General features: G+C 62.6%; 12 protein-coding genes. 9 read left to right on the top strand and 3 right to left on the bottom strand.

What is annotated here, in order from left to right; genetic code table 11:
* Positions 1–24 precede the first annotated feature (24 nt).
* Together TP2_RS06595 and TP2_RS06590 are read left to right on the top strand one after the other, a co-directional pair.
* Entirely contained in the window at positions 25–2,151 is a 2,127-nt protein-coding gene (locus TP2_RS06595; RefSeq protein ID WP_038075073.1) for a RelA/SpoT family protein, read from the top strand.
* A gap of 35 nt (positions 2,152–2,186) precedes the next feature.
* Positions 2,187–2,852, top strand: a complete 666-nt coding sequence (locus TP2_RS06590; protein WP_038075070.1) for a DUF2062 domain-containing protein — start codon at positions 2,187–2,189, stop codon at positions 2,850–2,852.
* 9 nt (positions 2,853–2,861) lie between these two features.
* On the opposite strand, the gene TP2_RS06585 is transcribed toward TP2_RS06590, so the two are convergent.
* From TP2_RS06585 to TP2_RS06575, 3 genes are all read right to left on the bottom strand, one after another.
* A complete protein-coding gene (locus TP2_RS06585; RefSeq protein ID WP_038075067.1) occupies positions 2,862–3,107 on the bottom strand; it encodes a WGR domain-containing protein in 246 nt (81 codons plus the stop codon).
* A gap of 83 nt (positions 3,108–3,190) precedes the next feature.
* Complete coding sequence (locus TP2_RS06580) at positions 3,191–3,901, bottom strand: response regulator transcription factor (protein WP_038075063.1); 711 nt, start codon at positions 3,899–3,901, stop codon at positions 3,191–3,193.
* Positions 3,898–5,802 (bottom strand): hybrid sensor histidine kinase/response regulator, encoded by a 1,905-nt coding sequence (locus TP2_RS06575; RefSeq protein ID WP_038075060.1) that lies wholly within the window; start codon positions 5,800–5,802, stop codon positions 3,898–3,900. Before TP2_RS06575 ends, TP2_RS06580 begins: the two co-directional genes overlap by 4 nt.
* 210 nt (positions 5,803–6,012) lie before the next feature.
* Between TP2_RS06575 and TP2_RS06570 the strand changes: the two genes are divergently transcribed.
* The 7 genes from TP2_RS06570 to TP2_RS06540 all read left to right on the top strand — a co-directional run bounded on the left by TP2_RS06570 (position 6,013) and on the right by TP2_RS06540 (position 13,521).
* Positions 6,013–7,989 (top strand): long-chain fatty acid--CoA ligase, encoded by a 1,977-nt coding sequence (locus tag TP2_RS06570; RefSeq protein WP_038075056.1) that lies wholly within the window; start codon positions 6,013–6,015, stop codon positions 7,987–7,989.
* Positions 7,986–8,807, top strand: coding sequence for an ABC transporter ATP-binding protein (locus TP2_RS06565; protein ID WP_038075053.1), 822 nt, complete (start codon positions 7,986–7,988; stop codon positions 8,805–8,807). Before TP2_RS06570 ends, TP2_RS06565 begins: the two co-directional genes overlap by 4 nt.
* Before the next feature lie 38 nt (positions 8,808–8,845).
* The gene (locus TP2_RS06560; RefSeq protein WP_038075049.1) at positions 8,846–9,835 is read left to right on the top strand and encodes a branched-chain amino acid ABC transporter permease; all 990 of its coding nucleotides are present in this window, start codon (positions 8,846–8,848) and stop codon (positions 9,833–9,835) included.
* 145 nt (positions 9,836–9,980) lie between these two features.
* Positions 9,981–10,160, top strand: coding sequence for a hypothetical protein (locus TP2_RS06555; protein ID WP_038075043.1), 180 nt, complete (start codon positions 9,981–9,983; stop codon positions 10,158–10,160).
* Between the two features lie 40 nt (positions 10,161–10,200).
* Positions 10,201–11,277, top strand: coding sequence for a branched-chain amino acid ABC transporter permease (locus TP2_RS06550; protein ID WP_038075041.1), 1,077 nt, complete (start codon positions 10,201–10,203; stop codon positions 11,275–11,277).
* 74 nt (positions 11,278–11,351) lie between these two features.
* Positions 11,352–12,638 (top strand): ABC transporter substrate-binding protein, encoded by a 1,287-nt coding sequence (locus TP2_RS06545; protein ID WP_038075037.1) that lies wholly within the window; start codon positions 11,352–11,354, stop codon positions 12,636–12,638.
* 58 nt (positions 12,639–12,696) lie between these two features.
* Complete coding sequence (locus TP2_RS06540) at positions 12,697–13,521, top strand: ABC transporter ATP-binding protein (protein ID WP_038075036.1); 825 nt, start codon at positions 12,697–12,699, stop codon at positions 13,519–13,521.
* Positions 13,522–13,610 lie beyond the last annotated feature (89 nt).

Below are 13,610 nucleotides of genomic sequence, written 5' to 3'. Positions count from 1 at the left end.
CCAGAAAGGTCGGAACGAGCGCGAATGATCGACGTCGAAGACCTGATCGCGCTCGTCCGCAATTACAATCCCCAGACCGATGCCGATCTGATCCGTAAGGCCTATGCCTACGGGAAGGACATGCATGACGGTCAGTTTCGTCATTCCGGCGAGCCCTATTTCACCCACCCCGTTGCCGTCGCCGCGATCCTGACTGAACAACGGCTGGATGATGCGACGATCATCACCGCCCTGCTGCACGACACGATCGAGGATACGCGCTCGACCTATACCGAGGTCGCGCGGCTCTTTGGGGAGGAGATCGCCGAGCTGGTCGATGGCGTCACGAAACTGACCAATCTGCAATTGTCGAACGCGGCCTCGAAGCAGGCGGAGAACTTCCGCAAGCTGTTCATGGCGATGTCGAAGGATCTGCGAGTTATCCTCGTCAAGCTTGCCGACCGTTTGCACAACATGCGCACGATCCGTGCGATGCGCGTCGAGAAGCAGGCCCAGAAAGCGCGCGAGACGATGGAAATCTACGCGCCGCTCGCGGGGCGGATGGGGATGCAATGGATGCGCGAGGAGCTCGAAGACCTCGCCTTCAAGGTGCTCAACCCAGAGGCGCGCACCTCGATTATCCGACGTTTCGTTTCGCTACAGAAGGAAACCGGCGATGTGATTCCGCAGATCACCGCCGATATCCGCGCGCTCTTGGAGGATGAGGGGATCGAGGCGGATGTCTTCGGACGCGCCAAGCGCCCCTATTCGATCTGGCGCAAGATGGAAGAGAAGCAGCTCACCTTCTCGCGCCTCTCCGATATCTACGGTTTCCGCGTCATCACCCGCAACGAAATGGATTGCTACCGCGTGCTCGGGCTTATCCATCATCGTTGGCGCGCGGTGCCGACCCGCTTCAAGGACTACATCAGCCAGCCCAAGACGAACGGCTATCGTTCGATCCACACCACCGTGTCGGGCCGGGACGGCAAACGCGTAGAGGTTCAAATCCGCACGCGCCAGATGCACGAGGTCGCCGAGGCCGGCGTGGCCGCGCACTGGTCCTATCGCGATGGCGAGCGTGCCGCGAACCCCTTCGCAGTCGATCCGGCGAAATGGCTCGCCTCACTGACGGAACGGTTCTCGGAAGGCGAGGGCGATCACGACGAGTTCCTCGAGAACGTGAAGCTCGAGATGTATTCCGATCAGGTCTTCTGCTTCACGCCCAAGGGCGATGTGGTGAAGCTGCCGAAGGGCGCGACCCCGATCGATTTCGCCTATGCGATCCATACGCGGATCGGCAATAGCTGTGTCGGCGCGAAGGTTGACGGCATCCGCGTGCCGCTCTGGACCCGGCTGAAGAACGGTCAGTCGGTCGAGGTGATTACCGCTTCGGGTCAGCGCCCGCAGCTCACCTGGCTCGATATCGTGGCGACGGGACGGGCGAAGGCCGCGATCCGCAAGAGCCTGCGCGAGGAAGATCGCGACCGCTTTATCAAGCTCGGCCACGAACTGGCCCGCGTGGCTTTCGAACATGTCGGGCGCAAGGTTTCCGACAAGGCGCTGCGGACAGCGGCAAAGGCACTCGGGCTGGGTGATGAGTTCGAGGTGCTGGCGCGTCTTGGCTCCGCGGAGCTGGCCACCTCGGTGGTGCTCGAGGCGCTTTATCCTGAGCTTGCTGCGCGTCAGACCGAAGCCGAGATTGAACCGACCCGCGCGGTTCTGGGTCTCGGCGCCGATCAGAGCTTCCGCCGCGCCGATTGCTGCCAGCCGCTACCGGGTGAGCGCATCATCGGTATCACCTATCGTGGCAAGGGCGTGGTGATCCATGCGATCGACTGCCCCGCGCTGGAGGAATTCGAGGATCAGCCCGAGCGCTGGGTCGATCTGCACTGGAAGACGGGCCATCATCCGCCGGTCTACACCGCGACGCTCAAGGTCACGATCTCGAACGATGCGGGAGTGCTGGGACATATCTGCACCTTGATTGGTCAGCAGAAGGCCAATATTTCGGATCTCAATTTCATCGACCGGAAACCGGATTTCTATTCGCTTCTGGTCGAGGTCGAGCTGTGCGATGCCGAGCACATGCACCGTCTGCTGACCGCGCTGGAAGCGGAAAGCGACGTGGCGCATGTCGAGCGGATAAGAGACCTGTCGCGCAAACCCTGACGTGCATCGCGTCGGGCGGGGGAAAGGACGGCAGCGTGGTCTTCAGACGACGCGAGAAACGGGGTGTGTGGGAAAACCTGCGCGAGGCGATTTGGCCGAAATCCGGCTGGTCGCGGGCGTTTCAATACGTCAAGCACAGGGTGAACCGTTTGCCCGACCGCCCGCATCGGATCGCCCGCGGCGTCTGGGCGGGGGTGTTCGTTTCCTTCACGCCGCTCTTCGGGTTCCATTTCCTGAGTGCCGCCACGGTGGCCTGGATCATGCGCGGCAATATCCTGGCCGCGATCCTCGCGACCTTCTTCGGCAATCCGGTCACCTTCCCGATCATCGCGGTCTTCTCGACCAAGCTTGGCCACAAGATCCTGGGCGACAGGCTCGATCGGGGGGCGGCACCCGAAGGGCTGCTCAACACCTTTCAGGCGGCAAGTCACGATCTGCTCCATAATTTCTGGGCCATGTTCACCCCGGCCCATGCCGAATGGGGCGGGCTCGAACGTTTCTTCACCGATGTCTGGCTGCCCTATCTCGTGGGCGGGTTGGGTCCGGGCGTGATCGCGGCGACGATCTGCTACTATGTCTCGCTGCCGATCATCACCGCCTATCAGAACCGCCGCCGCATGCGTCTGAAAGCGCGGCTCGAGAAGATCCGGGCGAAGATCAAGCGTGAGGAAAAGGGCAGCAAGTCGACGCCCGAGAACTGAGCGCGTTGTTCAGTTGCCGCTCTGGCCTGCTGCGGCTTCGCTCAGGCGGTAGCCGCGTCGCTGCGCACGACGACGGAAGGTCTCGGCTGCGGTCACGGCGTCGCGCAGGTTCGAGAACCAGCGCAGGCACTGACTTCCGCTATGGCCTTGCAGTCCCCATTCGCGCAGCACCGTGTATTCCCCGAAGAGGTTGTCGGAGATCTCGACGCGGTAGAACCGCCGGGCTCCCGGCGTGTGAAGAATGAGGTTGAGCATGGCAGTGCTCCGAACATCCCGATTTTGTGAAGTGAATCAGAACCCGGCCGCCTTGGCCAGAATAAAAGGGTTAACGGGACGGCTCAGCCCCAGCGCACCTCGCCGAGGAAGATGTAGCCCGCACCGTAAATCGTCTTGATCAGGCGCGGGTTCTTCGGGTCTTCGCCCAGCTTCGTGCGCAGCCTCGAGATCCGCACATCCATCGCCCGGTCGAAGCTTTCACCCGCAGCGCCGCCCAAGGATTCCTGCATCTGCGCACGGGTGATCAGTCGGTTCGGGCTTTCGAGGAAAAGCCGTAGAACCTCGCCCTCGGCATGGGAAAAAGAGGTTTCGTGCGCCTCTTCGTCGATCAGAACGTAGCGGTCGAAATGGGCAGTCCACCCCGCGAAATAAGCGGTCTGCGAGATGCTCGGGCTCTCGGTGCGACCCTTTCGCAAGCGGGCGCGGATGCGGGCCACGACCTCGGCCGGGTCGAAGGGCTTGATGATGTAATCGTCCGCACCAAGCTCGAGCCCCGTCACCCTGTCTTGCACCTGCGCGCGACCCGAGATGATGATGATCGCCGCCCCCGATTCCAGTGCCAGCCGATGCACCAGTGCCAGCCCGTCGCGATCGGGCAAGCCCAGATCGACGAGGCAGACATCGGGAGACGAACGCTTCAGCCCGGCCTCGAACTCGGTTGCGCGGGCGTAGGATTGGGTGCGGAACCCCGCCTCTTCCAGCGCATCCGACAGCATCCGGCGGATCTCGGGTTCGTCGTCGAGAATGGCGACAAGGGGCAGATCTGCACTCATCCGCGGGCTCCGGCAAGCAGGGCCGCGAGCTGCGCGGCCGTGAAAGGTTTCTGGATGACCGGGCAGGGGGCGGAAGCGCGCAGCGCATCGCCGGGGGGCAGCGAGGTCATCAGGATCACCGGCACCTGATCGCCGATGGCGCGGGCAAGGTCCACCCCCGTCCGCGCACCGGGCAGCTGGATATCCGACAGCACGGCGTCGATATCGGGCAGGGTCAGCAGCGCCTCGGCCTCGGCGATGGAACCGGCCTCGATCACCGTGTGATCCATCGAGCGCAGCATGTCGCGGGTTGTGGCGCGGATATCCTCGTCATCCTCGACAAGCAGAACCAGCATCGGGGAGGGTTGGGCCGCGACCTCGCGCAGCGGCAGGCGCAGCGTGACCTGTGCGCCCTCGCCGGTATTGCGCAACCTTACCGTGCCACCCGCAAGCTTGGTCTGGTCATAGACCATCGACAGGCCAAGCCCCGAGCCCTCGCTGCCCTTCGTCGTGAAGAACGGGTCGAGCGCGTGTTCGAGCGCCTCTTCCGAGAAGCCGGAGCCATGATCGCTTACCGAGATCTCGACCCAAGTGTCGCGCACCGGATGAGCGGCGATCGCGATCGTGCCACCTGTCTCTCGCATCGCGTCATTCGCGTTGAGGATCAGGTTCAGCAGGCTGTCCTGAAGCGGGCCGGGATCGAGCAGGATCGGCGTGTCGAGACCCTCGATGTCGATCTCCAGCGTGACCGGTTCGTGCAGCGTGGGCCCGGCCATCGCGGCAAGATCGTCGAGCAGGTCTGCCAGAACAACCGCTTCGGGGCGCAGTTCGCGCGGCCCCGAAATCGCGGCGATCCGGTCGAGCAGAGTCCCCCCGCGCCGCGCCGCGGCCAGCGTCGCGCGGATCGCCTCATGCGCTTCGGGAGGAAGATCCTCCATCCGCTCCAGCCGCCCTTGCAGCCCGAGGATGATCGTCAGCAGGTTTGCGAAATCATGCGCGAGCCCAGAGGACAGCTTCGCCGCCAGCTCGCGCTTGCTGGCCTGTGCGAGCGCGGCGCGGGCTTGCGTCTCGTGGGTCACGTCGGTCGAGAGAATGAAGACCCCGATCACCGTGCCCTCGGGATCCCGGTCTGGGGTCAGCGCGATGCGAATACGTCGTCCGGAGGGATCATGCGTGATCTCGATCACGTTGGCCTCTCCCGCGAAGGCCTTGGTGAAGCCGGGCTCGATCTTGGCGAAGGTCTCCGGTCCCAACGCCTCTGTGGCGTGCCGGCCGACCGCATTGGCGAGCGAACCCGGCATGACAGAGGACAGACGCCGATTCGAATAGGTGTAAATGAGATCGTGGTCGACCCGCGCGATATGGGCGGGCGTCATCTCGGTCACCTGCCGGGTGCGGGCCTCGGTGATGGCGAGTTGGCGGGAGGTTTCCTCCAGCGCGGCATTGGTCGCGGCGAGTTCACGGTTCGCGGCCGCCAATGCTTCGGCGTGATCGAGCAGCTGATCGGACAGCTCCTCGGAGCGGGCACGTAACAGCGCCTCCTGGCGCTTGATCTCGGTGATGTCGGTATAGACGGTGACCCAGCCGCCCTGCGGCAGCGGGGCCCCCTCGACCGCGATCGTCCGGCCATTGGCGCGCTGGCGCTCCATGTAATGGGCCTCGAAGGCGCGCGCGGTCTCGACGCGCTCGCGCACGGCGGTCTCGAGATCGTCGACCTCGCCATATTCCCCACGCGCCACGAGATGACGAATCGTGTCCTCGAACGTGGTGCCGGGGCGGGTAAGCGGTTCGGGAAGGTCGAACATCAGCTGATATTGCCGGTTGGAAACCGCAAGCCGCAGATCGCTGTCGAAGATCGACAACGCCTGTCCGATCAGGTTCAGACCCGCTTGGGTCAGCCTTTCGCGGCTTGTTTCGCTCACGTCGTTTCCTCCCGCTCCAACGCGTGGGTAGCACCCGCGCGGGGCTTGGCAAAGAGCGTTTCGCTGCGCAGCGAAGCTGTAAGAATTCGTTACAATCACGAAAAGATCACGAAAACTTTGACAGCCAGTCTCCGGTCATGCCGAACTGGGCGCGGAGGATTCGCCCTGTGCGGAGAGGGACGTCGGGACACCGGCGCGAGGGAGGACAATTTGGCTGACGCAGTCGCGAAGGGGCAGGCACCTGCCCAATCGATTCCTGCGCTTTTGGCGCGGAACGTGGCCCGATATGGCGGCTACCCCGCCTATCGCGAGAAGGAATTTGGCATCTGGCAGAGCTGGACCTGGGCGCAGGCGGCGGAGGAAATCCGCGCAATGGCGCTTGGCTTCCTGAGCCTTGGCGTGGAACGGGGCGACCATGTCGCCATCATCGGGCGCAACCGTCCGATGCATTACTGGTCGATGGTGGCCGCGCAGATGTGCGGTGCGATTCCGGTGCCGCTCTATCAGGACGCCGCTGCCGAAGAGATGGCCTATGTGATGGAGCATTGCGGCGCACGCTTTGTCGTGTGCGGCGATCAGGAGCAGGTCGACAAGATCGTGGAGATCGAAGACCGCATCCACGCGATCAAGCATGTGATGTATACCGACAAGCGCGGTATGCGGAAATACGACCACTCGCGCATGAACGCGCTGGAGGATGTGCAGGCCGAGGGCCGCGCCGGCCATTCGCGCTATGAGAGCGAGCTCGACAAGCGCATCGCCGAGCTGACCTATGACAGCACCTGCGTGATGCTCTACACCTCAGGCACCACCGGTAAGCCGAAGGGCGTGGTGCTCTCGAACCGCAACATCATCGAGACGGCGAAGGCTTCCAGCGAGTTCGACCACCTCAACCACAATGATGAAGTGCTCGCCTATCTGCCGATGGCTTGGGTGGGCGATTTCATCTTCTCGATCGGACAGGCGATGTGGGCTGGGTTTACCGTTAACTGCCCCGAAAGCCCCGAGACGATGATGACCGACCTGCGCGAGATCGGTCCGACCTATTTCTTCGCCCCGCCGCGGGTGTTCGAGAACCAGCTCACCTCGGTGATGATCCGCATGGAAGATGCGGGCCGTCTCAAGAAATGGCTGTTCGACCGCTACATGGCGGTGGCGCGCGAAGTCGGTCCCGACATTCTCGACGGCAAGGCCGTCAGCTTCGGCAAGCGGATGTCCTATGTGCTTGGCAATCTCTTCGTCTACGGGCCGCTGAAGAACACGCTCGGTTTTTCGCGCATCCGCGTTGGTTACACCGCAGGTGAGGCGATCGGGCCGGAGATCTTCTCCTTCTACCGCTCGCTCGGGATCAACCTGAAGCAGCTCTACGGTCAGACCGAGGCCTCGGTCTTCATCACGCAGCAGCCCGATGGCGAAGTGCGTGCCGATACCGTGGGCGTGCCCTCGCCCGGCGTCGAGGTGAAGATCGGCGAGAATGGCGAGGTCTATTACCGCAGCCCCGGCACCTTCGTCGAATACTACAAGAACGCCGAGAGCACGGCCTCGACCAAGGACCCGGAAGGCTGGGTCGCGACGGGCGATGCGGGCTTCTTCGAGGAAGACACCGGTCACCTGCGGATCATCGACCGCGCCAAGGATGTGGGCAAAATGGCCGATGGCCGGTTGTTCGCGCCCAAATACGTGGAAAACAAGCTGAAGTTCTACCCCTCGATCCTCGAGGCGGTGGTGTTCGGCGCGGGCAAGGATCGCTGCACGGCCTTCATCAATATTGACCTCACGGCTGTCGGCAACTGGGCCGAGCGCAACAACATCTCCTACGCCTCCTATCAGGAGCTTGCGGGCCATCCGCGCGTCTACGAGATGATCCGCGAGCATGTCGAAGAGGTGAATGCGAGCATCGCCGAAGACCCGATGCTGTCGGGCTGTCAGGTTCATCGATTCCTGATCCTGCACAAGGAACTCGACGCGGACGACGGCGAGATGACCCGGACCCGCAAGGTGCGCCGCAACGTGATCGGCGAGAAATTCGCCGACCTGATCGAGGCGCTCTATGACGGCCGCGACGAGATCTACACCGAGACCGAAGTGACCTATGAGGACGGCCGCAAGGGCTCGATCAAGGCAACGCTGAAGATCGCGGATGCGAAGGTCGCGTCGGCGAAGACGATGGCGGAGGCAGCGGAATGAACGATATGAGCGACGGCTACGTCACCGCCGACGGCCGCCAGATCGGCGGCGTGATCATGGAGATGAAGAACATCACGCTGCGCTTCGGCGGTGTCGTGGCGATCAAGGACATCTCCTTCGACATTCGCGAAGGCGAGATCCGGGCGATCATCGGCCCGAACGGCGCGGGTAAATCCTCGATGCTGAACGTGATCTCGGGCTTCTACATTCCGACCGAGGGCGAGGTCTGGTTCCACGGCTACAAGCGCGGTCCGATGCGGCCCTACCAGGTCGCCCGGCTCGGCATCGCGCGGACCTTCCAGAACATCGCGCTTTTTGACGGCATGTCGGTGCTCGACAACATCATGACCGGCCGCCTGACCCATATGAAAAGCGGTCTTCTGGCACAGGCCGGCTGGTGGTGGACGGGTGCCGCGAAGGAAGAAGACGAGCATCGCGAGAAGGTCGAGAAGATCATCGACTTTCTTGAGATTCAGAATATTCGGAAAACTCCGGTTGGCCGTCTGCCCTATGGCCTGAAGAAGCGGGTCGAGCTGGCCCGCGCGCTGGCCGCGGAGCCGAAGCTGCTGCTGCTCGATGAGCCGATGGCCGGGATGAACGTCGAGGAAAAAGAGGACATGAGCCGCTTCATCCTCGATGTGAACGACGAATTCGGCACCACGATCGTGCTGATCGAGCACGACATGGGCGTGGTCATGGACCTCTCCGACCGCGTCGTGGTGATGGATTACGGCAAGAAGATCGGCGACGGCACCCCTGACGAGGTGCGCAACAATCAGGACGTCATCGACGCCTATCTGGGGGTGGCCCATGACTGACACCATCCGCACCGCAACTCAGAAATCGGAGGCGCGTCATGCCTGATATCGTTCTCTACGCCGCCGAGGTGACGCTGAATGGCCTGATGGCGGGGGTGCTTTATGCGCTCGTGGCACTGGGCTTCGTTCTGATCTTCAAGGCCTCCGGCATCTTTAACTACGCCCAGGGCGTGCTGGCCCTGTTCGCCGCGCTCACGCTGGTGGGCATCCAGAAAGGGCAGGTGCCCTTCGCCCATCTCATCAACGCGATGACCGGCAAGCATTACACCAACTTTCCCTGGGAAGTCCCGGCGCTGGTCGCGATCCTGTTGACCGTCGGTGTGATGGTGGTGCTCGCGATCATCATCGAGAAGGTGGTGCTCAAGCATCTCGTCAATCAGGCGCCGATCATCCTCTTCATGGCGACGATCGGGATGGCCTATTTCCTCGAAGGTTTCGGGGACGTGATGTGGGGCTCGGACATCAAAACGCTCGATGTGGGTCTGCCGCAGGGCATCAACGAGACCATCGACAGTGTCACCTACAACATGTTCGGCTACGGCTTCTTCATCGACAATCTCGATATCGTGGCGGCCATCGTCGCGGTGCTGCTGGTGGCCGCGCTGACGGTGTTCTCGCAATACTCCAAGCAGGGTCGCGCGCTGCGTGCTGTAGCTGACGATCACCAGGCCGCGCTGTCGGTCGGGATCTCGCTGCGCTTCATCTGGATCCTTGTCTGGTCGATCGCGGGCTTCGTGGCGCTGGTCGCCGGCATCATGTGGGGTTCGAAATCGGGCGTGCAGTTCTCGCTCTCGCTGATCGCGCTCAAGGCGCTTCCGGTGCTCATGTTGGGTGGCTTTACCTCGATCCCGGGCGCCATTGTCGGCGGTCTGATCATCGGTGTGGGCGAGAAACTGTTCGAGCTGCTGATCGGGGCTCCGTTCCTCGGTGGCGCAACCGAGAACTGGTTCGCTTATGTCCTCGCACTCGTCTTCCTCGTGTTCCGGCCGCAGGGCCTGTTCGGCGAGAAGATCATCGAGAGGGTCTGAACCATGATCACGATGCTTTCACACCGCAGTGATAATTTTCTTGATCGGTGCGCAGGGGTGCGACAAGCTGTCACATGTCGTGGCATCAACGGGAAGGGAGCCCGCCGTCACGACACCGTGACGAGCTTTGGGAGGACCGTTACCGATGAAGACCTGCGCAACCGTATTCACGATTGGCTGGGGAGCAGCGCTCGCCTTCGGCTGGATCGCGCTAGCCGCACCACCGGAAGAGCCGACGCAACTGCAAACACTGAATATCGCACTGGCGGCGCTGGGCGCCGGGGCCGGGCTCTGGGCCTGGGTCAGGATCCGGCGCGGCTGCTGACGGGAGGACATCGTCTCTCCCTCGGGAAAGGGAGAGGCTGATGTTTTACCGCGAAGCAGGTGATTTCAAAACGTCCTACCGGGAGGACAGCCAGACCTTCCCGATCAAGTTCGACCGGCTGCGTTATTACGTAGTGCTGGCGATTGCCTTCGGGATCGTGCCGCTCTTCATCAATGATTACTGGGCCAACGCGGTCGCGGTGCCGTTTCTGATCTACGCGATTGCGGCGATCGGGCTGAACATCCTCGTGGGATACGCCGGTCAGGTGTCGCTTGGCACCGGGGGCTTCATGGCGGTGGGCGCTTACGCGGTCTACAAGCTGATGACTGCCTTCCCCGAGGTGTCGATCTTCATCCATGTCATTCTCGCAGGTGGTATCACGGCGGCAGTCGGCGTGCTCTTCGGCCTGCCGAGCCTGCGCATCAAGGGCTTCTACCTCGCGGTGGCGACGCTGGCGGCGCAGTTCTTCCTTGTCTGGCTGTTCAACAAGGTGCCGTGGTTCTACAACTACTCGGCTTCGGGCCAGATCAACGCGCCCGAGCGCACGATGTTCGGCGTGTTCGTCACCGGCGCGCAGACTTCGGCGATGGCGAAATACATGTTCTGCCTCGTGATGCTGACGATCGTGGCGCTGATTGCGCGCAACCTGACGCGCGGCACGGTCGGGCGCAAATGGATGGCGATCCGCGACATGGATATCGCCGCCGAGATCATCGGGGTGAATCCGCTGACGACGAAGCTTTCGGCCTTTGCGGTCAGCTCGTTCTTCATCGGCATCGCCGGCGCGCTGTTTTTCGCGGTCTATCTGGGCGCGGCGGAAGTGGGCGAGGCGTTCGGGATCCAGAAGAGCTTCCTGATCCTCTTCATGGTGATCATCGGCGGTCTGGGCTCGATCTTCGGCTCCTTCGCGGGCGCGGCCTTCCTCGTGCTGCTGCCGGTCTTCCTCAAGAACGTGCTCGTGGGCACGCTTGGTTGGCCGACCGACCTTGCCGCGCATATCGAGCTGATGATCGTCGGCGGTCTGATCGTGACCTTCCTGATCGCGGAACCGCATGGCCTCGCGCAGCTCTGGCGCGTGGCGAAAGAGAAACTCCGGCTTTGGCCCTTCCCGCACTAAGGCGGGGCCGCCCAACAAATCGAAGAACCGGGACGAGCCCGGCACGAACAAAGTACCTCTGGGAGGAGAACTCTATGAAGAAGACCTTTACCGCTCTGGTCGCGGCGGCGATGACGCTGACCTCGGCCCCGGCCTTCGCCGAGCTGGTGGTGCCGAACCTCAGCTATCGCACCGGGCCTTACGCCGCGAACGGCATCCCCTATGCCGACGGTTTCAATGACTATTTCACGCTGCTCAACGAACGCGATGGCGGCATCGGTGGCGAGATGGTTCGCGTGCCCGAATGCGAGACCGCCTACAACACCGAGAAAGGTGTGGAGTGCTACGAGTCGACCAAGGGCGACGGCGCACTGGCCTATAACCCGCTCTCCACCGGCATCACCTACCAGCTGATCCCGAAAGTGACCGCCGACGGGCATGTTCTTTACACGCCCGGTTATGGCCGCACCTCGGCGGCGAATGGCAAGGTGTTTGAGTGGGTGTTCAACTATCCCGCCAACTACTGGGACGGCGCCTCGATCATCGAGCAATACCTGATGGGCAAGGCTGGCGGCTCTCTCGAAGGCAAGAAGATCGCTCTGGTCTATCATAACTCCGCCTACGGCAAGGAGCCGATCCGCACCCTTCAGGAGCTCGCCGCGCGGGACGGGTTCGAACTCGAACTGCTGCCGGTCGACCATCCGGGCCAGGAACAGAAGTCGCAATGGCTTCAGGTTCGCCGTTCGAAGCCTGATTTCGTCATCATGTATGGCTGGGGCGTTATGAACCAGGTCGCGATCCAGGAGGCCGTGAACATCCGCTTCCCGATGGAGAACTTCGTCGGCATCTGGTGGTCGGGTTCGGAAAACGACGTGCGCTCGGCTGGTGAAAAGGCCGATGGGTACACCACCGTTTCCTTCCACGGCACGGGCATGGACTTCCCGGTCTATGCGGACATCCAGAAATACGTGATCGACGCCGGTAAGGCTGCGGGCGCGGGCGATGAAGTGGGCACGATGCTCTATTCGCGCGGCATGTATGCGGCGATGATCATCTCCGAAGCGATCCGCAAGGCGCAGGAGATCCATGGTCATTCGGCGGTTACGCCCGCAGAGGTGCGTGACGGTTTCGAACAGCTCGACCTGACCGAGGCGCGTCTGAATGAACTGGGCCTTCCGAACTTCGCCCAGCCGATCCAGGCGACCTGCGCGGATCATGGCGGTCCGGGCTCCGGCCTTATGTTCAAGTGGAACGCCGCTGACGGCAAATGGGTCGCGGCTTCGGACTGGATCTCGGCGGATTCGAGCGTGATCGACCCGCTGATCGCCGAAGATTCCGCGGCCTTCGCCAAGGAAAACAACATCGCCGAGCGGTGCAACTAAGCCAAACCGGCCTCCGGCGTCTTGCGCCGGGGGCCACCCCAACGCCCCGGAGAAAGCCATGCTGGACGCTGCGAAAACCGACACGACCCTTCTCGAGGTCAACAATATCGAGGTGATCTACAATCACGTCATCCTCGTGCTGAAGGGGGTCAGCCTCAACGTACCCAAGGGCGGGATCACCGCGCTGCTGGGCGGCAATGGCGCGGGCAAGACGACGACGCTCAAGGCAGTCTCCAACCTGCTCAAATCCGAGCGCGGCGAGGTCACCAAGGGCTCGATCACCTATCGCGGCGAGCGCGTGCAGGAAATGAGCCCCGCCGATCTCGTGCGCAAGGGCGTGATCCAGGTGATGGAAGGCCGTCACTGTTTCGAACACCTGACTGTCGAGGAAAACCTGCTGACCGGCGCCTATACCCGCAAGGACGGGCGCGGCGCGATCCAGGCCGATCTCGAGATGGTCTATAACTACTTCCCGCGCCTGAAGGAGCGCCGCAAATCGCAGGCGGGCTATACCTCGGGCGGGGAGCAGCAGATGGTCGCGATGGGCCGCGCGCTGATGAGCCGCCCCGAGACGATCCTGCTGGACGAACCCTCGATGGGTCTCGCGCCGCAGCTTGTGGAGCAGATCTTCGAGATCGTGAAATCGGTCAACGAGAACGAGGGCGTGACCTTCCTTCTGGCCGAGCAGAACACCAATGTCGCGCTGCGCTATGCCCATTACGGCTACATCCTGGAATCGGGCCGCATCGTGATGGACGGCCCGGCGGCCGATCTGCGTGAGAATCCCGACGTGAAGGAATTCTATCTCGGCATGTCCGACGAGGGCCGTAAGAGCTTCCGTGACGTGCGCAGCTATCGCCGCCGGAAGCGTTGGTTGGCGTGATCGTAACACATTGAATTAAAACAATTGCTGCGCAGCGTTTTGGGTGCGGCACGGGGGCGGTTTGCCCGCCGAACGGAAAGGGTCGAGAG

It is taken from the genome of Thioclava pacifica DSM 10166, assembly GCF_000714535.1.
Lineage (GTDB): Bacteria > Pseudomonadota > Alphaproteobacteria > Rhodobacterales > Rhodobacteraceae > Thioclava > Thioclava pacifica.
Note: the sequence above shows the minus strand (reverse complement) of the source record. Positions and strands in the feature narration are given on the sequence as shown.